16 protein-coding genes are annotated in these 17,668 nt (G+C 54.8%); 2 read left to right on the top strand and 14 right to left on the bottom strand.

From position 1 onward, the window contains the following. Positions 1-65: 65 nt before the first annotated feature. Positions 66-836 (bottom strand): ABC transporter ATP-binding protein, encoded by a 771-nt coding sequence (locus tag ACU6TU_RS11570; protein WP_447141557.1) that lies wholly within the window; start codon positions 834-836, stop codon positions 66-68. Between the two features lie 191 nt (positions 837-1,027). Further along, positions 1,028-2,008 carry a succinylglutamate desuccinylase gene (locus tag ACU6TU_RS11565; RefSeq protein WP_447141556.1) on the bottom strand — a complete coding sequence of 327 codons (981 nt, stop codon included), beginning with the start codon at positions 2,006-2,008 and terminating at the stop codon, positions 1,028-1,030. A 228-nt stretch (positions 2,009-2,236) separates the two neighbouring features. On the opposite strand from ACU6TU_RS11565, the gene wrbA reads away from it, so the two are divergent. Further along, positions 2,237-2,836 (top strand): NAD(P)H:quinone oxidoreductase, encoded by a 600-nt coding sequence (gene wrbA, locus ACU6TU_RS11560; RefSeq protein WP_447141555.1) that lies wholly within the window; start codon positions 2,237-2,239, stop codon positions 2,834-2,836. A gap of 74 nt (positions 2,837-2,910) precedes the next feature. Here the strand turns inward: wrbA and ACU6TU_RS11555 are convergent, their stop codons facing one another. The 4 genes from ACU6TU_RS11555 to ACU6TU_RS11540 all read right to left on the bottom strand — a co-directional run bounded on the left by ACU6TU_RS11555 (position 2,911) and on the right by ACU6TU_RS11540 (position 6,111). Continuing rightward, a complete protein-coding gene (locus ACU6TU_RS11555; RefSeq protein WP_447141554.1) occupies positions 2,911-3,267 on the bottom strand; it encodes a DUF5362 family protein in 357 nt (118 codons plus the stop codon). A gap of 115 nt (positions 3,268-3,382) precedes the next feature. Next, on the bottom strand, positions 3,383-4,465 hold the full coding sequence (locus ACU6TU_RS11550; protein ID WP_447141553.1) for a tartrate dehydrogenase: 1,083 nt from the start codon (positions 4,463-4,465) through the stop codon (positions 3,383-3,385). A gap of 43 nt (positions 4,466-4,508) precedes the next feature. Beyond that, positions 4,509-5,042: a lipocalin family protein gene (locus ACU6TU_RS11545; protein WP_447141552.1), complete on the bottom strand. Its 534-nt coding sequence runs from the start codon at positions 5,040-5,042 to the stop codon at positions 4,509-4,511. A 286-nt stretch (positions 5,043-5,328) separates the two neighbouring features. Beyond that, the gene (locus ACU6TU_RS11540) at positions 5,329-6,111 is read right to left on the bottom strand and encodes a M90 family metallopeptidase (protein WP_447141551.1); all 783 of its coding nucleotides are present in this window, start codon (positions 6,109-6,111) and stop codon (positions 5,329-5,331) included. Positions 6,112-6,392: 281 nt separating this feature from the next. Between ACU6TU_RS11540 and ACU6TU_RS11535 the strand changes: the two genes are divergently transcribed. After that, on the top strand, positions 6,393-6,692 hold the full coding sequence (locus tag ACU6TU_RS11535) for an MGMT family protein (RefSeq protein ID WP_447141550.1): 300 nt from the start codon (positions 6,393-6,395) through the stop codon (positions 6,690-6,692). A 109-nt stretch (positions 6,693-6,801) separates the two neighbouring features. Here ACU6TU_RS11535 and ACU6TU_RS11530 read toward each other — a convergent pair whose 3' ends face one another. The 8 genes from ACU6TU_RS11530 to hutC all read right to left on the bottom strand — a co-directional run bounded on the left by ACU6TU_RS11530 (position 6,802) and on the right by hutC (position 17,475). After that, positions 6,802-8,370, bottom strand: a complete 1,569-nt coding sequence (locus ACU6TU_RS11530; protein WP_447141549.1) for a GNAT family N-acetyltransferase — start codon at positions 8,368-8,370, stop codon at positions 6,802-6,804. Positions 8,371-8,428: 58 nt separating this feature from the next. Next, on the bottom strand, positions 8,429-9,346 hold the full coding sequence (locus ACU6TU_RS11525) for a DMT family transporter (RefSeq protein ID WP_447141548.1): 918 nt from the start codon (positions 9,344-9,346) through the stop codon (positions 8,429-8,431). A gap of 189 nt (positions 9,347-9,535) precedes the next feature. Further along, positions 9,536-10,882 (bottom strand): Na+/H+ antiporter family protein, encoded by a 1,347-nt coding sequence (locus ACU6TU_RS11520; RefSeq protein ID WP_447141547.1) that lies wholly within the window; start codon positions 10,880-10,882, stop codon positions 9,536-9,538. A gap of 75 nt (positions 10,883-10,957) precedes the next feature. Next, positions 10,958-12,508: a histidine ammonia-lyase gene (gene hutH, locus ACU6TU_RS11515; protein WP_447141546.1), complete on the bottom strand. Its 1,551-nt coding sequence runs from the start codon at positions 12,506-12,508 to the stop codon at positions 10,958-10,960. 29 nt (positions 12,509-12,537) lie between these two features. Next, entirely contained in the window at positions 12,538-14,217 is a 1,680-nt protein-coding gene (hutU, locus tag ACU6TU_RS11510; protein WP_447141545.1) for a urocanate hydratase, read from the bottom strand. 71 nt (positions 14,218-14,288) lie between these two features. Then, on the bottom strand, positions 14,289-15,254 hold the full coding sequence (gene hutG, locus ACU6TU_RS11505) for a formimidoylglutamase (RefSeq protein ID WP_447141544.1): 966 nt from the start codon (positions 15,252-15,254) through the stop codon (positions 14,289-14,291). Then, on the bottom strand, positions 15,244-16,458 hold the full coding sequence (gene hutI / locus ACU6TU_RS11500; RefSeq protein WP_447141543.1) for an imidazolonepropionase: 1,215 nt from the start codon (positions 16,456-16,458) through the stop codon (positions 15,244-15,246). The genes hutG and hutI overlap by 11 nt, the downstream gene beginning before the upstream one ends. 300 nt (positions 16,459-16,758) lie before the next feature. Beyond that, positions 16,759-17,475 carry a histidine utilization repressor gene (hutC, locus tag ACU6TU_RS11495; protein ID WP_447141542.1) on the bottom strand — a complete coding sequence of 239 codons (717 nt, stop codon included), beginning with the start codon at positions 17,473-17,475 and terminating at the stop codon, positions 16,759-16,761. Positions 17,476-17,668 lie beyond the last annotated feature (193 nt).

Here is a 17,668-nt window from a genome sequence, read left to right as displayed (position 1 = left end):
TTTTTGATATCGTAGCCTGCAGTGGCTCAAGGCATGGCTGCCTCAATGCCATCGGCAGCTGGATATCAATAGTTGGGTGCCAAAAATTGTTTCAGGCGCGGTGACTGCGGGTTATCGAGCACATCGGCAGGCGGGCCGGCTTCTTCCACACGGCCTTCATGCAAGTAGATGACCTGGCTTGAGACGTCTCGGGCAAAGCTCATTTCATGGGTCACCACGACCATGGTGCGACCTTCCTCGGCAAGGTCGTGCATTACCTTGAGGACATCACCCACCAGCTCCGGGTCAAGCGCTGACGTCGGTTCGTCAAACAGCATCACTTCAGGGTCCATGGCCAGCGCACGGGCGATGGCGCCGCGCTGCTGTTGCCCGCCCGACATCTGAGCCGGATAGGCATCCGCGCGATGCGACAGGCCAACACGCTCCAGCAAGGCATAAGCATGCTCGATCGCTTCCGCTTTGGGTTTTTTCAGCACATGAATCGGCGCTTCGATGATGTTTTCCAGCAGGGTCATGTGGGCCCAGAGATTAAAGCTCTGAAACACCATGGACAGTTTGGCGCGCATGTTGACCACCTGACGCCAGTCGGCAGGCTCGCGGCCATGTTTGGTTGTCTTGAAGATGATTTCTTCACCGTGAACGATCAGGTCACCTTCATTGGGCTGCTCAAGCAGATTCATGCAGCGCAGAAACGTGCTTTTCCCCGATCCTGAAGCGCCAATCAGGGTGATGACATCGCCCTTATGAGCTTGCAGTGAAAGACCTTTCAGCACTTCCGTGTCGCCGAAGCGCTTGGTGATATTGCGTACTTCCAGTGGGATGGGCGTTGCGGCCATCTTTTTGACTCCAGTACAGGGGTTGCCGCAGCAACGTGGCAGTATGACGACATCATGATGATGAATAGCATTATTATATCTGACATTAGTGAAAACGGTTAAAACGCGTTTCACTGGGTTGTTGCTGGCGGTAATCAGGTTGTTTTTATGGTTGTTAACGTATATTGATCTGCGACATCGAATTCTTGAATTTAATCGGCAGGCACAGGGGCAACCAACAAGGCGGCCCTGGCACCGATTTCCACATTGGCGTTGGGGAATACCACGTGCAGGGGCTGTTCGCCGACCTTGACAGCGTGAGGGCCATCTTCAGCCAGCAGGGTGCCTGGCGGAAACGCCGTAAAGTTGGGAATGTCATTGTCAAAGCACAGGGCAAAGTCATTACCTTGACGCATGATCTCCTGCTGAACTTGAAAATAGACCATTTGATCGGCGGGGGCTGACACTGGCTTCTGCCCACCAGCAAGCGAGGCAAGCAGAGCCAGCATGGGCTTAAGCGAGGTAAGGTCATTGGCACCAAACGGCGCAACGCGCCCCAGCTCAAAGGTGAATGCCTGAGCGCCATGGTAGTGCTTGCTGTAGTGCGAAAACGTCCAGCTGTGTTGATGCTGGTGCAAAATCGCCTGCATATCAGCACCCGCCAGCCACACCCACTGCTCCTGTGACGTGGGTGATGCAGCAAATGGCTCAACTGCAAAGCGTGGGTAGAGGCTTTCGCGGATGGCAGTGTGCAGATCATAGTGCAGCGCAGGCAAGTGGGCATGGCGCTGATAAAACGCATCAATCTGGCTCATCAATTCCCGAGCCCGAGCCGGTTCATCACCGCTAAGGTTCATGCCGCGTTCAAACAGGCGATTGAGGTTAGTGGAAACAAATCGCTCTGACTGACGCAGTGCGGGAAGGTTGCCAAGAATCACCAATAACGGTGCGCCAAGAGACATCACTCCGGCTTCAATCTGTGCCAGTAATTCGCCGATCAGTTCAACCGGTGCGGTTTCGTTGCCGTGAATCGCCGCAGAAAAGACACAGGCGTGGGCATTGGGAGCTAGCGTCTCTGGGGTAAGCTCCAGAATGCCCGGAGCGTGAAGCGTATAAGTGCCAGACGCTAACGGGCCGCTGCGGCGCGATGCCGGTGCCCCTTCAAGCGTCCAGTCAAGCCATTCAGTTAGCATGCGGCATTCCTGGGTATTATTTTGGTCATTACCATTACCCGTTTGGCTGTTAGGCACAAGAAGAGAGGTCGAAGCAATGAAAAAGCCGGTGCGCAGGTGAAACAATTAATCAATTCGACTGAGTGAGTCGAAAACATTCGCTTTTATCCGCGCGGCGCGGCGCTATTCTGATGTCATCACATAACGCATTGATTATGCGCTCACAAATGACATTTAAGGAGCTGCAACATGACTAAGGTACTGGTGCTTTATTATTCCATGTACGGACATATCGACACCATGGCGCAGGCGGTTGCCGAAGGCGCAAAAGAGATTGATGGTGTGGAAGTAACGGTCAAGCGTGTGCCGGAAACCATGCCAGCGGAAGCCTTCAAAAACGCGGGCGGTAAACACGACATGACAACGCCAGAGGCGACACCCGATGAATTGGCGGATTACGATGCGATCATTTTTGGCACGCCGACTCGGTTTGGCAACATGGCAGGTCAGATGCGTACCTTTCTGGACCAGACGGGCGGGCTGTGGGCCAGCGGCGCGCTACGCGGCAAGGTTGCCAGTGTCTTTACTTCAACCGGTACCGGCGGCGGTGATGAGCAGACCATTACCTCTACCTGGACGACGCTTGCCCACCACGGCATGATCATTGTGCCGATCGGCTATGGTGTGGAAGACCAGTTTGATATTTCCAGAGTCAGTGGCAATACGCCTTATGGGGCTGCCACATTGGCGGGTGCCGATGGTTCGCGTCAGCCAGATGAAAGCGAACTGAAAATTGCCCGCTTCCAGGGCAATCTGGTCGCTCAAACAGCAGCAAAACTGGCCGGTTAACTTATGTAAGATTGGCGAACGCTTCTCCTGATCAGGGGAAGCGTTTGTATCGTCAAAAGACCCTAATGTCTTTCTTAACCGCCCATCATACCCATCATTCCAACAGCCCCAAACAACATTCCTGCTATGGCTATTGCCAGATAGATCAAAATTAACACACCAAAGATAGTGAAGTAGGTTTTAAGCTTACCCAAGGTAAACTTCATTTCTCGTGCATCGCCACTGTCATAAACACGTCCGGCAGCGCCGGCGGCCTGCATCAGAACCCAACCAGCCCAGATAGGAATCCACGCCACTATGATGCCGATAATGGAAATAGCGGTTAATAATCCAGATATAATCAGCATCACACCGGTGAGTTGCATCCAGAATTTGGCGCGGTAAAGCGGTTCTATCAGATCACGAAGTTGTTCTTGCGTATTGTTTTCCATAGCGTCCTCAATTTTGCCTTTTAATGTGTATTTGATTAGTCGGATAATCATTGCGGATGCGCGTCTAAAGCATCAAGCAGGTTAGCTAAATATCAACACACATGATAATCCGTCATCAGGCAGGTAATCCATTAATGCGGTCTGTAATCGCCTTACCTAACGTCTGGGTCGTACCTTTGCCGCCGATATCCGGTGTCACAATAGCAGGATCACCTTCCTCAAGTACGCCTTCGATAGCCTTGACAATGGCATCAGCGGCGGCTTGATGGCCCAGATGCTCCAGCATCATGGCGCCCGACCATATCTGGCCAATCGGGTTGGCAATGCCTTTGCCCGCAATATCCGGTGCACTGCCGTGTACCGGTTCGAATAGGCTGGGAAAGTTGCCTTGCGGGTTGATGTTGGCCGAGGGCGCAATGCCAATGGTGCCGGTGCAGGCGGGACCGAGATCGGAGAGAATATCGCCGAACAGGTTGCTGCCTACCACCACGTCAAACCAGTCCGGGTGGAGGACGAAGTTGGCGGTGAGAATATCAATATGAAACTTGTCCACAGCAACCTCGGGGTAGTCATGTGACATGATTTCCACCCGTTCATCCCAGTAGGGCATGGTGATGGAAATGCCGTTGGATTTGGTGGCCGAAGTGAGCTTTTTACGCGGACGCGATTGAGCCAGTTCAAAGGCGTATTTGAGCACGCGATCCACGCCGGTGCGGGTCATCACCGTCTCCTGAATGACGACTTCGCGGTCAGTGCCTTCAAACATTTTGCCGCCAACGCTGGAATACTCGCCTTCGGTGTTTTCTCTGACCACGTAAAAGTCGATATCCCCGGGGGATCGCCCGGAAAGCGGACTTTTGATGCCTGGCATCAGCTTACAGGGGCGCAGATTGATGTATTGATCAAAACGGCGCCGGAACTGCAATAAGGAACCCCACAGCGAGATATGATCCGGCACGCTGTCTGGCCAGCCGACGGCGCCATAAAACAGCGCATCAAAGTCCTTGAGCTGCTCGAACCAGTCATCCGGCAGCATCTTGCCGTGGGCCAAATAGTAATCGCAGCTGCCAAATTCAAAGGTCTGGAAATCCAGCTCAAGCGAGAATTTTTGTGCGGCGGCTTCAAGTGCCCGCAAGCCTTCAGGCATGACTTCAGTGCCGATGCCATCACCGGCAATCACCGCAATACGCTGGGTCATGATAATTCCTTAATGTCTGGTTGTTATTGAACGTTAACAAGCCCTAGCGAGGGCAGCTCTCACCCTGTGCCACGTCGATTAATTCATCGGTGGGGAAGTCCAGTTCGGCGGCACGTTGGCGTAGACGGTTTTCGGTGGCTTCATCCATTTGCGGTGAGCGCGAAAGTATCCATAGATAATCTCGATTGGGTCCGGATACCAATGCCCATTGGTAATCTGCATCAAGCGCCAGGATATTGTAGCCGCCATAGAAAGGACCAAAGAAACTGACCTTTAAGCGACCTACGTTTTGTTCTTCAATAAAATAGGCGCGGCCTTCGGCTTCATCCCAGGCTTGTTCTTCAGCGTTATAACCCCGATTGATCACGCGGACACCGCCGTCGTCACGCAGGCTGTAATTGGCCGTTACACACTCCAACCCGCGTTCAAACGAGTGGTCCAGACGGGCGATTTCATACCATTGGCCAAGGTAGCGATCCAACTCGAAGCCGGTAATGGCCTGGGTGCCGGAAGGAATGCCGGTGCAACCGGCAAGCAAGCCCAGCCCCATTGTCATGGGGATAATGCCAATGCGCATGATGATTCTCCTGCAAAGATTAGGGTCTGTTGACGTTTCATCACGAACCGCGTTGCTGCATCAAAATGTGCCAGACAAGGCGCGGAACGCCGTTAAGGGTGGTTCCCTTATCAAGTTCCGCAACGCAGTATGGTGCATTTTGAAGCGCAACCCGAAGGGCTGGGTCAGTTTTTATCCGCTGCGGCGTTAGTCGTCGTTCATTTGGAGTTACCAAACGTCTCTCCTCCTGCCTTGCCCCGAATAAAAACTGACACCAGCGCGGCCGTGAATGAAACGTCAACAGACCCTAACGATGAAAACGCGAGAGCGGCTTCTGATTGAAGTAACGACAGAGTAACCCATAAAGGTTCGGATAGGCGTCTGCGAGAATCGCGGGCGCACAGAAAAAGGCTTCGCAGCAGACAGCAAAACATTCGCCGGGATGACTGGCTGCATAGTCATCAATGGGGGTAGGTTGGCCATGTTGAAGGCGGTATTGCAGATCATTCCATACGGCAGAGAATATACCATGCCACTCAGCAGGGGTAATGCTCTTAGGCAAGGGAGGGAAGCCATCAATATCAATGGCGTTGCCCATATCCAGCTTGTGGGCAAGTTCATGGATCAAGACGTTATAGCCGTTGAAGTCACCGCTTTCCATCAGGTCGGTAAAGGAAAGTACCACCGGCCCCTGGTAAGACGTCTCACCAGCACGCTCGTCGGTATATGCATGCACAACGCCATACTCATCCATTTCTTCTACCTGACGGGTAAAGCCGTCGGGCAACAGTACGATTTCATGAAGGTTCGAAAAGGCATCCATATGCTCGAAGTTGCTCCATCCCAGCGTTATCAGGCAGGCCTGACCTGCCAGTACCAGATACGCTGGTTGGTCGAAAGCAACGTCCTGTAGCTGAGGATGGAAGGTAATGCGTTTTTGCGCCAAAAACTGCCAGGCACGCTGACCCAGCTGTTCAGCCTCTTCGTCATCAAGTGAGTACAGTAACGCAACGCGCTGACGGGCAGTTTGCCAATCAGCGGCAGGAAAACGGCGAGATGATCGGGTCGGACTTAGCCAACGAAGGGGCATGGGCGCAGACCTGTGGTGATCACAAAAGGTAAGCAGAAACATTCATTAATATGTTTCTTATACTAAGGGCGAAGCTGTTTTGCAATCCCTTACTTAAGCTACCCTAAGTCTGTAGATATATCTGCCTGCTGGCAGGGGCGTAACCGGCCTTATGGAACCAGTCGTATGAAACTGGTCGCATGAAACGACAGAAACGTTCCGCTACACTAAGAGCCGCTTTAAGGCGTTGAAAGACGTTCTTCAAGCCGTTGATCAAACGCCTGAATTCGTGAGGGATAGGCATGCCGCGCCCTGAACTGCTTGAACAGATTTATACCATCGTTGATCAGATTCCTGCCGGACGGGTAACCACGTATGGGCGCGTGGCGGCGATGACCGAGGGTGCCACACCGCGCATGGTAGGCTCGGCGATGCGTCATTTGCCCAAGGGGCATCAACTGCCCTGGCATCGAGTGATTGCGGCTTCACTGAAGCTAGCGGACCACGCTGGCGCAGAACGCCAATATCAGAAATTGCGTGACGAAGGGGTGATGTTTGATCAGAAAGGGCGTGTTCCGGCTCATCTTGTCTGGCCTGACTGAAGCGTCAACATACCCTGACCTGCGCTTTAAAACATAACGCCGCCTGGGTCTATGGGCCAAGTTCATAGTAGGCGACGTTATGGGTTTATTCTTTCGCTTGTTTTTCCGCTTATTCTTCCAGGTTGGCACCGGATTTCCAGGACCAGTCTCTCCAGCGCAGATCAAACAGATCCTTGCGGCGGTCTTTGAGGTTGGTCACCGAGCCTTCGGCACGCAGTACGGTCAAGCGCGTCAAATCCAGATCCGAGAAAAAGATCATCTCGGTATTTGGCGTGGTTTCGGCCAGCACCGCATCGTGAGGGAAGGCAAAGTCAGAGGGCGAGAAAACCGCTGACTGGGCGTACTGGATATCCAGATTTTCGATTGACGGCAGGTTGCCGACGCTGCCACACAGCACTACATAACACTCGTTTTCAATGGCACGCGCCTGCGAACAGTGCCGTACACGCAGATAACCGTTTTTGGTGTCGGTCCAGAAGGGGACAAACAGAATATCCATGTCCTGATCGGCCAGCAGGCGACACAGTTCCGGAAATTCCACGTCATAACAGATCATGATGCCCACGCGACCCGCGTCGGTCTCGAAAACCTGCAGATCATCACCGCCTTCAATTACCCAGTCACGCCGCTCTTGAGGTGTGATGTGCAGCTTGGCTTGGCGTTCAACCGTACCATCGCGATGAAACAGATAGGCGATGTTGTAGAGTCGGTCATCTTCGCCGACCTCAATCATCGAGCCGCCGACAATATTGATATTGTAGGACACCGCCATCCGCGAAAGCTCGGTTTTGAACTGTTCAGTAAAGCTGGCAAGAAAGCGTATGGCCGCCATCTGATCCTGCTGGGCGGCGCGGTCCTGCAGGCCCATTAAGGGGGCATTGAACAGTTCGGGAAAGACCGCGAAGTCACTCTGGTAATCCGAAAGCGCATCGACAAAGTATTCAATCTGCTGCAGGGCGGCTTCTACCGACGAAAATTCACGCATTTGCCATTGCACGGCGCCAACGCGAACCTGAGTCGGGCGCGTATCCAGAATGTTGGCAGCAGGCTCAAAAAGAATGTTGTTCCATTCGAGCAGGGTCGCGTAACCCTTCGACTGTTCGTCTTCCGGCAGGTACTTGCGTAACAGGCGCTTGACCTGGAAGTCATTGGCCAGCTGGAAAGACAGAATCGGATCGTAGAGCTCCTTGCGAGATACCTTGTCAATATATTCGGTAGGGCCCATTTCATCTGAATGCTGGTGATACTCGGGGATACGCCCGCCCGCCAAAATCGCCCGCATGTTAAGGGAGCGGCAGAGTTCCTTGCGCGCTTCATACAAACGGCGGCCCAGGCGGTAACCGCGATAATCAGGATGAATCAAAACATCCAGTCCATACATCGCATCGCCGTCGGCATCATTCAGAATGACTTCACGGTGACCAATCAGGTCGTCGTACTTATGCGGGTTAGAGAACTCGTCGTAATCTACCTGCACCGTCAAGGCCACCCCGACGATAATGCCGCCATCTTCAATGGCGATCTGCCCATCCGGGAATTCGTGAATCAGCTTGTCGATCGTATGTTTGGGCCAGGCACCACCGATATCGTGGTAAACCGCATCCATCAGTGCTTTGAGCTGAGGATAATCCTCAGAGGTTAAATTGCGTGTATTTAAGTGCAGGTCATCTAGAGACATGGCGTTCCGGTTCTCGAAAGTCAAAAAAATATGACGCTATCTTACCATTTTTGTTGCGTTACTGTTGAGAGCGCTCTGCCTTTCGCTGTGCCAGCGTTTGTCTGAATGGCAGGGTGAACGTCTGTGCCATGATGACACCGCAGAGAATCAGCAGACCACCGATAACGTGGAAGATGGCCAGTCGTTCGCCGAGAAAGATCATGGCAATGATGGCACTGAACAGCGGCATCAGGTTGATAAAGATGCTCGCCTGATTGGCTCCGATCTGACGTACCGCCCGCATCCACAGGAAGGTGGTGATGATTGATGCCGGAATGCCTGCGTAGGCAATCAGCCAGATATTATGGCTGTCTACCGGTGTCATTGGCCCCAGCAAATAAGGGGGGAGCAATATCAAAACGGCAAAGCACACCTGGCCATACAGCATCACCCAGGGCGGCAGTTTCATCTGCCAGCGTTTGAGCATGACGCCATACATGGCATAGCAGGTAGCTGCCACCACCATCAGCGCATCTCCCGGTGACACCTGGAGTTGTAGTAATGACAAGGGGTTGCCTTGCCCGAGCAGTACCGTCACACCAAAAAAGGCCAGCACACCGCCGACAATACCACCGAATGTGGGTGGTTCACGCAGTATCAGAGCGCTGAGCAGCACGGTTAGCAGGGGGACCATCGCAGCCAGAATGCCCATGTTAGTGGCCGACGTTGTCTCTGCCGCAAGGTAAGCCAGCCCTTGCCATAAGCCCATTCCCAGCATGCCCAGCAAGGCAAGTTTTGGCCACTGTTGACGAATTTCATCACGATGACGCCAGGCCGCAGGCAGCACAAAAGGCGTCATGATCAGCAAAGCCAGCAACCAGCGCAGAAAGGCAATACTACTCGGTGCAATACTGCCAACCGTAAGCTGGTTGATGGTCATGTTGCCTGACCAGATCAATACCGTGGCCAGCGGCGGCAGAAAGTAAATCAGTCGCATGAAAAAATGTCCCCACTATTATTAGCTGGCTAATGTGACGTGGATAGAAACAAACGACAAGAGGAAAACGCAAAAAGCCCAGCGCGATTAACTCGGCTGGGCGAAAGTTGGTTGGGATAAGCTTGGCTGGATAAAGACTCACTGGACCATAGTGATCCGTTTGGATTGCACTGTTTACAAGATCATGGCTTACAAAATCATGGCCGCGACCCATCCAAAGGCAATCAGCGGGATATTGTAGTGCAGGAAGGTCGGCACAACGCTGTCCCAGATATGGTCGTGCTGGCCGTCGGCATTGAGACCAGCGGTTGGGCCAAGCGTGGAATCCGACGCAGGTGAGCCAGCATCACCCAGTGCCGCGGCAGTCCCTACCAGCGCCACGGTGGCGAGTGGAGAAAAGCCAAAATTCAGTGCAAGCGGGACGTACAGTGATGCAATGATGGGAATTGTCGAGAACGATGAGCCGATACCCATGGTAATAAACAGGCCCACGAGCAGCATAATCAGCGCCGCCAGTCCTTTATTATCACCAATGATGTCTGTGGAACTGCTGACCAGTGCTTCTACTTCACCGCTGGCCTGCATCACGCTGGCGAAGCCCGCCGCGGTAATCATAATAAACCCGACCAGGGCCATCATACGCATGCCTTCAGTGAAGATGCCGTCTTGCTCATGCCAGCGGAAGACGCCGCTTAACGAGAGCAGGGCAAAGCCAAAGATACCGCCTAAGACCATTGAGCCGGTGTAGAGCTGTACCGCGACGGTGCCTACCAGCGCGATTGCCAGCACGGCTTTTTGCCAGCCTTTCAGGTGCTGGGCCGCTTGGGCTGGGGTTTCATCGCCTTTGGCGAGGTCGCGGTCCTGGTAGTTTCGGCCTTTGCGGTAGCTGAATAGCACCGCAACCACAAGACCCAAGGCCATACCACCGATAGGAATCACCATGGCCATGGGCACCATGCCACGGGTGATTTCCAGCCCGAACTCGGCACCGCTTTCATTCAGGTTGGTGAGCAGAATATCGTTGAGAAAGATAGCGCCAAATCCTACCGGCAATAACATGTAGGGGGCGGTAATACCGAAAGTAATCACACAGGCGACGAGTCGGCGGTCGAGCTGGAGGTGGTTCATCAACTTGAGCAGTGGCGGTACCAGTACCGGGATGAAGGCAATGTGCACCGGAATCAGGTTCTGGGAACTAACCGCAGCAGCGAGCAGAGCGGCCAGAAGGATATAGGTCACGGTGCGGCGACTGCTGCCCGAATCATCCACATGAAAGCGGCGAATAGCGCGGTCTGCCATCACTTCGGTAATGCCCGAACGGGAGAGCGCGACAGCAAAGGCCCCCAGCACAGCATAGGCCAGGGCCACGGTGGCACCGTTGCCAAGGCCGTCGTTAAAGGCATCGAGAATGGCATTGATAGGCATGCCTGAATAAAGCCCGCCGACCAATGTGGCGACAATTAAGGCAAAGACAACGGAAACGCGGGCAAGACTAAGACTGACCATAACGAGGATGGCCAAAACGATAGCATTCATGAGTCGCTACTCTTGTCGTTGGAATTGTAGGCGGTACCTTCCCGCCACCATGGGTAGCGGGAAGGCCAGGGTGATTTAACGCTGGCTTGGCAAGGTGCCAGGCCGAAGCAGGTGGCTCAGCGTTCTGGCTGCCAACAGGTTGCTGGCGGCTTCGATGTCTGGGGCAAAGAAGCGGTCCTGATCGTAATGAGTGACATGCTCACGCAGCAACTGCTTGGCTTTTTCCAACGCTTCAGTGGTATTCAAACCGTGTCGCATATCGAGCCCCTGGCAGGCGCTTAGCCATTCAATCGCCAGAATGCCACGCACGTTATCGGCCATTTCCCATAACCGCTTGCCCGCCGCCGGTGCCATGGAAACATGATCTTCCTGGTTGGCGGAGGTGGGCAGGCTATCCACGCTATGGGGGTGTGCGAGGGCTTTGTTTTCACTGGCAAGGGCAGCCGCCGTTACCTGAGCGATCATAAATCCAGAGTTGACGCCGCCTTTTTCAACCAGGAAGGGCGGCAGCTGGGACATGTGCTTGTCCATCATCAAGGAGATGCGTCTTTCCGCCAGCGCGCCGATTTCGGCAATCGCCAGGGCTAAGTTATCAGCCGCCATGGCGACCGGTTCGGCGTGGAAGTTGCCGCCGGAGATAATGTCATCGCCATCCACAAACACTCTGTCAGTAAAAACTAAGGGATTGTCGGAGACAGCGTTGATTTCCGTAGCCAACACCTCGGCAACATGACGAATCTGCGTCAACGCAGCGCCCATCACCTGTGGCTGGCAGCGCAGCGAGTAAGGGTCTTGCACTCGATCGCAGTTGGCGTGGGAGTCGCCAATGTCGCTAGTTTCGCCAAGCAGATGCCGATAAGCGGCGGCTGCGTCTATCTGGCCGCGCTGACCTCGCGCCTCATGAATACGCGCATCGAACGGTGAGCGTGAACCTAACGTGGCCTCAACCGTGAGAGAGCCGCAAACCGTGGCGGCGGCGAAGAGATCTTCGGCATCAAACAGGCCGCGCAGTGCGTAAGCGGTGGACACCTGGGTGCCGTTAAGCAGCGCCAAACCCTCTTTGGGAGCCAGCGCAATGGGGCTAAGACCGGCGACTTTTAGCGCTTCTTCGGCACTGAGCCACTCACCTTTGTGGCGTGCTTTGCCTTCGCCAATCAGCACCACACTCATGTGGGCCAGCGGCGCAAGATCACCTGACGCACCCACAGACCCTTTGAGCGGAATATGCGGGTAAACCTCGGCGTTGATCAGTGCGAGCAGCGCATCCAGGACTTCGCGACGAATACCGGAAAACCCGCGTGCCAGACTATTCACTTTAAGCACCATGATGAGTCTGACCAGGCTGTCATCCATGGCAGCGCCTACACCGGTGGCATGGGAAAGTACCAGCGAGCGCTGCAGTGCTTCCAGGTCTTCATCGGCAATACGTGTTTGCGCCAGCAGCCCAAACCCGGTGTTAATGCCGTAGACCGTGCGGTTTTCGTCGACCACACGGTTGACGCAATCGACACTTTTTTGAATTGCTGCGTTGGCACTGCTTGGCAGGCTAACCGTGACCGGTGATTGAAAGACCTGGCGCGCCTGCGCCAGGGTCATTTTGCCGGGCTGAATATCAAGATGGGGCATTAGTGGTACTCCTTGTCGTTGTTGGATATCTAGCGGTTCAGCATCGGCAAATCGAGGCCGTTTTCACGGGCAGATTCTTTAGCAATGTCGTAGCCTGCGTCTGCGTGGCGCATAACGCCAGTACCTGGGTCGTTACGCAGCACGCGGCCGAGTCGTGCGTGGGCATCGTCGGTGCCGTCGGCGACGATAACCACGCCGGAGTGTTGGGAATAGCCCATGCCGACACCGCCACCGTGGTGCAGCGACACCCAGGTCGCTCCCCCGGCGGTGTTGAGTAGCGCATTCAGCAGCGGCCAGTCGGAGACGGCGTCCGAGCCATCCAGCATGGATTCGGTTTCACGGTTGGGGCTTGCCACGGAGCCTGAGTCCAGGTGATCACGGCCAATCACCACCGGGGCTTTCAGCTCACCGTTTTTGACCATCTCGTTGAAGGCCTGGCCAAGGCGAGCGCGATCTTTCAGACCCACCCAGCAGATGCGCGCGGGAAGGCCTTGGAAACTGATGCGTTCGCGGGCCATATCCAGCCAGTTGTGCAGGTGTGGGTCGTCAGGGATCAGTTCTTTAACTTTCTGATCGGTCTTGTAAATATCTTCCGGGTCGCCTGATAGCGCTGCCCAGCGGAAGGGGCCAATCCCCTGGCAGAATAAGGGGCGAATATAGGCGGGTACAAAGCCTGGAAAGTCGAAGGCGTTCTCAACTCCTTCTTCCTGAGCCATCTGACGAATGTTGTTGCCGTAATCAAAGGTCGGCACGCCCATTTTCTGGAAGTCGAGCATGGCCTGAACATGCACTGCCATGGATTGCTTGGCCGCTTTGACGGTCGCTTGTGGCTCGGATTTTCCACGGCTGACGTACTCTTCCCAGGTCCAACCTGCTGGCAGGTAGCCATGTAGCGGGTCGTGGGCGCTGGTTTGGTCAGTCACCATATCGGGCTTCACGCCACGCTTCACCAGCTCAGGCAATACATCGGCGGCGTTCGCACACAGGCCAATCGAGACGGCTTTGCCTTCGGCGGTATAGCGTTCGATGCGCGCTAATGCATCGTCGAGATCGTCTGCTTGCTCGTCCAGGTAACGCGTGCGCAGGCGGAAGTCGATGCTGGTTTGCTGGCACTCGATGTTGAGTGAGCAGGCACCCGCCAGGGTAGCGGCGAGCGGCTGAGCGCCCCCCATACCACCCAGGCCCGCGGTGAGAACCCAGCGGCCAGTCAGGTCACCGTCGAAATGTTGGCGACCCGCTTCCACAAAGGTTTCGTAGGTGCCTTGAACAATGCCTTGAGAGCCAATGTAAATCCATGAGCCTGCGGTCATCTGGCCATACATCATCAGGCCTTTGCGATCCAGCTCGTTGAAGTGCTCCCAGTTGGCCCAGGCGGGCACCAGGTTGGAGTTGGCAATGAGTACGCGCGGGGCGTCTTTATGGGTTTCAAAGACGCCTACCGGTTTGCCGGATTGCACCAGCAAGGTTTGCGTGTCTTCCAGGCGTTGGAGCGTCTCGACAATTTTGTCGTAGCACTCCCAGTCACGCGCAGCGCGGCCAATACCGCCATACACCACGAGATCCTCAGGACGTTCAGCCACGTCAGGGTGGAGGTTATTCATCAGCATGCGCAGCGGGGCTTCGGTCAGCCAGCTTTTGCAGCTCAGTTCACTGCCGGTGGGGGCAGCAATCTGACGGGATGTATCGTGGCGTTTGTCGTTAGTGGACATGGCGAAACTCCTCTTGAGTCATCGGTTTGTTATTAAAAGACGAGTGATAGATGGATCAACGAATTCGAGCGCTAGGTGTCGAGCGCTAATTGAAAAACGAGCCGGGCTGCCGCACGGGCGGTGCGGTTATCAATGTCATGGTCAGGATTGAGCTCGGCGAGATCGGCTAAACGGAGCTTGCCGCTGTCGCGAATCACCTCGATCAAGGGTTCGATCATTGACAGTGTGATCCCCCTTGCTGCCGGGGCGCTGACACCGGGGGCCTCGGCGGCGGGCAGTGCGTCCAGGTCGATGGTTAAATAGAGGTGGTCACAACGTGCGATAAAACGCTCTAAATCGCGCTGAAGCCTGGGCAGGTTGGCCGGATGAAAGTCCCGGTCTTCACGAACCGTGACGCCGAGTTGTGCGGCACGATTAAACAGTGCGCGGGTATTGGCGGCGCGGCTGATGCCTAAACAGGCGTAGCGAAATGGCCAGCCGCGTTGGGCACATTGATCAGCAATTTGCGCGAAAGGCGTACCGGAAGAACGCACGTGGCAGGGGTCGCGCAGATCGAAGTGGGCATCAAAGTTGATGATGCCGATGCGCGGGGCCTTTTCGTCGTTGTCCGCGAGGTGCTGGGCAAGCCCCAGCCAACTGCCGTAGGCCACTTCATGACCACCACCCAGCACAATGGGGAAGTGCTCAGCCTTAAGCAGCGCCGATACTTGATCAGCGAGAGCCTGTTGGGCCGTTTCTAAGGCATCGCCTTCGCAGCGCACATTTCCTGCATCATAGGCGGGGCCAGCGCGATGCCATGCCAGCGGCGCCAGTGCTTTACGCAGTGCCACTGGGCCTTTTGCAGCACCAATTCGGCCCTGGTTTCTGGCAACACCGGCGTCGCTTTCAAAACCTAATAATGCACAGCCCGGCGATGATGTCTGGCTGAGCGGCTGGATCTTCTGATGCCAGCGTTCACTGCCCGGTTCAGGGTCTGTCCGTCCCGTCCAGAGCGACATGTCGATTTTTTCGTCATTGGCGTTACGGTTAATAGCCATGGGTAAGCGCTCCTTGGAACAACCGCTGGCGAAGGCGCCCAGGCTGTACGGCGTAAGCGAGCTCGGCGGGCGCATCGATATCCCATACGCAGATATCGGCTTCTGCGCCTTCGTGGATGCGCCCTTTACCTGCCAGCCCTAAGGCGGTTGCCCCGTGGGACGTCATGCCTGCCAGCGCTTCCTGGGGTGTCAGGCGGAAGAGCGTGCAGGCCAGGTTGAGCATTAATGTGGGCATAAAGAGGGGGGAGCTACCAGGGTTGGCGTCGGTCGCCAATGCCATAGGCACACCTGCATTGCGCAGGGCAGCGATAGGCGGTTGTTGCGTTTCCCGTAAGGTATGAAAAGCGCCAGGCAATATTACCGCCACGCTACCTGCCTCACGCATGGCAGCAATGCCGGCGTCATCCAGGTATTCAATATGGTCAGCAGATAGCGCACCGTGGCGAGCGGCCATGGCCGTTCCGCCCAGGTTGGAGAGCTGCTCGGCATGAGCCTTAATCGGCAAACCATAGGCCTTGGCCGCTTCAAATACGCGCTCGCACTGTTCCACCGAGAAGGCAATCTTTTCGCAGAACACATCAACGGCATCGGCCAGCCCTTCGGCCACTGCGGCGGGGATCATCTCCTGGCAGACAAGCTCGATGTAGCCGTCGCTGTCATCCTTGTATTCCGGGGGAAGGGCATGGGCACCCAGCAGCGTAGTGACTACTTTTACTGGCAGTATATCGCCGAGACGCCGCGCAACGCGTAGCATCTTGAGTTCATCGTTGACGGTGAGTCCGTAGCCAGACTTAATCTCTACGGTGGTAACGCCGTCGGCAATCAGGGCTTCTAAGCGCGGCTTGGCCAGCGTTAGCAGTTCATCTTCACTGGCTTCGCGGGTGGCGCGAACGGTGCTGAGAATGCCGCCTCCCCGTTTAGCGATTTCCTCATAGCTAGCCCCTTCAAGCCGCGCTTCAAATTCTTCAGCCCGAGACCCGCCAAAGACAAGGTGGGTGTGGCAATCCACCAGCCCCGGTGTCATCACGCCACCGCTGCCCATGTCTGTGCAGCCATTGGCGAGTTGCTCGTTGAACTCAGCCATGGGCGACAAGGAGATAATATGTGCTCCCTCGGTGATAACGGCCATGCGGTCGGGCAATGTCCGCAGGCCATCGAAGACGCTGATGTTGCGCCACAGACGACGATCCGCTGCATTCGACATGAGGAACTCCTTTCTAGGCGGCTGTGAATGACTTAATGTATATACAATTAAGGTCAATCCAAGCGGGTTCGTCAAGATGTCGAATGACAAATTGCACTAAAGGAAAAAAGAGCAAATATGTGGTATTGCATTTAAATCCTTTAAAATCATTAACTTAAAAGATTTAAAAAGGGGTGCTGGAGGGAGTGCGGCATAATTGGGGTAGACTAATGTCTAAATATTAAAATCGCTTGTTAGGAGTTTAATGCTTATATGTATATACATTTTGGGCGGGTAGGGGTGACTTATAAAGTACAAGCCTCACGACGCTTGGCGATGCACCGAGGAGCGCAGCTTGTAGCGGTCGCCTGGGTGCAGTAAGCGGGCATAGCTGATGAGCTGCTCGCCTGACCAGGTACGCCGGATCATGCTCAGGCAGGGGGTCACGGTATCGATAGCCAGCCAATCGGCGGTTTGCTGATCAACCAGCACGGCTTCAACAATGTGCTCAACGTCAGTAATCGGGCAGGCGGCTACTAACACTTCGTTAGGCGTGTGCAGCGCGAAGTCACTTTTTAAATAGTCGGGTACCCAGCGGGGATTCACATAGCGGTTTTCAAGCTGAATAGGCGTGTTGTCTTCTAAATGCACAAGCAATGTCTGAAATACACGGCTACCCAGGCGCACGCCTAAGCGCAAAGCGACTTCATCATCGGCTTCGATAGCGTCGCAGACCAGTACGCGGTTACTGTAACGGTGCCCCCTGAGGCGGACTTCATCAGCAATGTTATACACCTCGACCAGTGACGACTCTGCCTTGCGATCTGTTACAAAGGTACCGAGCCCTGGCTGGCGCGTTAGGTAGCCTTTTTGTACGAGATCACGAATCGCTTTGTTCGCGGTCATACGGCTGACGCCAAAATCACGAGCCAGCTGTTCCTCAGGCGGAATCTGGTGATGCGCCGGCCATTCGCCGCCTTGGATTTTGTTGAGCAGGTGTTGTTGAATCTGTTGGTAGAGGGGTGGCAACGTGCTCATGGCATCACTTGTGTCATTAGGAGTGTCTATACAATTAAAGCAGCATAGCGTATCACGCCTGTTTATAAGAAGAGTGTTTGAGAAGTGTATTTGAGAAGAGTGTTTGAGAAGAGTGTTTGAGCCATTGGTCGATTCGGGGTGTACCTTGCTGGCACAATGTCATACGCTTGTTTGAATGAGCACAAAAAATAAC

This window comes from Halomonas sp. LS-001 (assembly GCF_052983955.1).
This window is presented reverse-complemented; position numbering and strand designations above follow the sequence as displayed.

Coding starts and splice junctions, on each gene's coding strand:
- ACU6TU_RS11525 (WP_447141548.1), bottom strand. CDS start 9,346: ATGCGACTGATTTACTTTCTGCCGCCGCTGGCCACGGTATTGATCTGG.
- ACU6TU_RS11570 (WP_447141557.1), bottom strand. CDS start 836: ATGGCCGCAACGCCCATCCCACTGGAAGTACGCAATATCACCAAGCGC.
- ACU6TU_RS11545 (WP_447141552.1), bottom strand. CDS start 5,042: ATGCGCATTGGCATTATCCCCATGACAATGGGGCTGGGCTTGCTTGCC.
- hutI (WP_447141543.1), bottom strand. CDS start 16,458: ATGTCGAATGCAGCGGATCGTCGTCTGTGGCGCAACATCAGCGTCTTC.
- hutU (WP_447141545.1), bottom strand. CDS start 14,217: ATGTCCACTAACGACAAACGCCACGATACATCCCGTCAGATTGCTGCC.
- ACU6TU_RS11520 (WP_447141547.1), bottom strand. CDS start 10,882: ATGAATGCTATCGTTTTGGCCATCCTCGTTATGGTCAGTCTTAGTCTT.
- ACU6TU_RS11530 (WP_447141549.1), bottom strand. CDS start 8,370: ATGTCTCTAGATGACCTGCACTTAAATACACGCAATTTAACCTCTGAG.
- ACU6TU_RS11535 (WP_447141550.1), top strand. CDS start 6,393: ATGCCGCGCCCTGAACTGCTTGAACAGATTTATACCATCGTTGATCAG.
- ACU6TU_RS11565 (WP_447141556.1), bottom strand. CDS start 2,008: ATGCTAACTGAATGGCTTGACTGGACGCTTGAAGGGGCACCGGCATCG.
- hutH (WP_447141546.1), bottom strand. CDS start 12,508: ATGCCCCATCTTGATATTCAGCCCGGCAAAATGACCCTGGCGCAGGCG.
- ACU6TU_RS11540 (WP_447141551.1), bottom strand. CDS start 6,111: ATGCCCCTTCGTTGGCTAAGTCCGACCCGATCATCTCGCCGTTTTCCT.
- hutC (WP_447141542.1), bottom strand. CDS start 17,475: ATGAGCACGTTGCCACCCCTCTACCAACAGATTCAACAACACCTGCTC.
- ACU6TU_RS11550 (WP_447141553.1), bottom strand. CDS start 4,465: ATGACCCAGCGTATTGCGGTGATTGCCGGTGATGGCATCGGCACTGAA.
- wrbA (WP_447141555.1), top strand. CDS start 2,237: ATGACTAAGGTACTGGTGCTTTATTATTCCATGTACGGACATATCGAC.
- ACU6TU_RS11555 (WP_447141554.1), bottom strand. CDS start 3,267: ATGGAAAACAATACGCAAGAACAACTTCGTGATCTGATAGAACCGCTT.
- hutG (WP_447141544.1), bottom strand. CDS start 15,254: ATGGCTATTAACCGTAACGCCAATGACGAAAAAATCGACATGTCGCTC.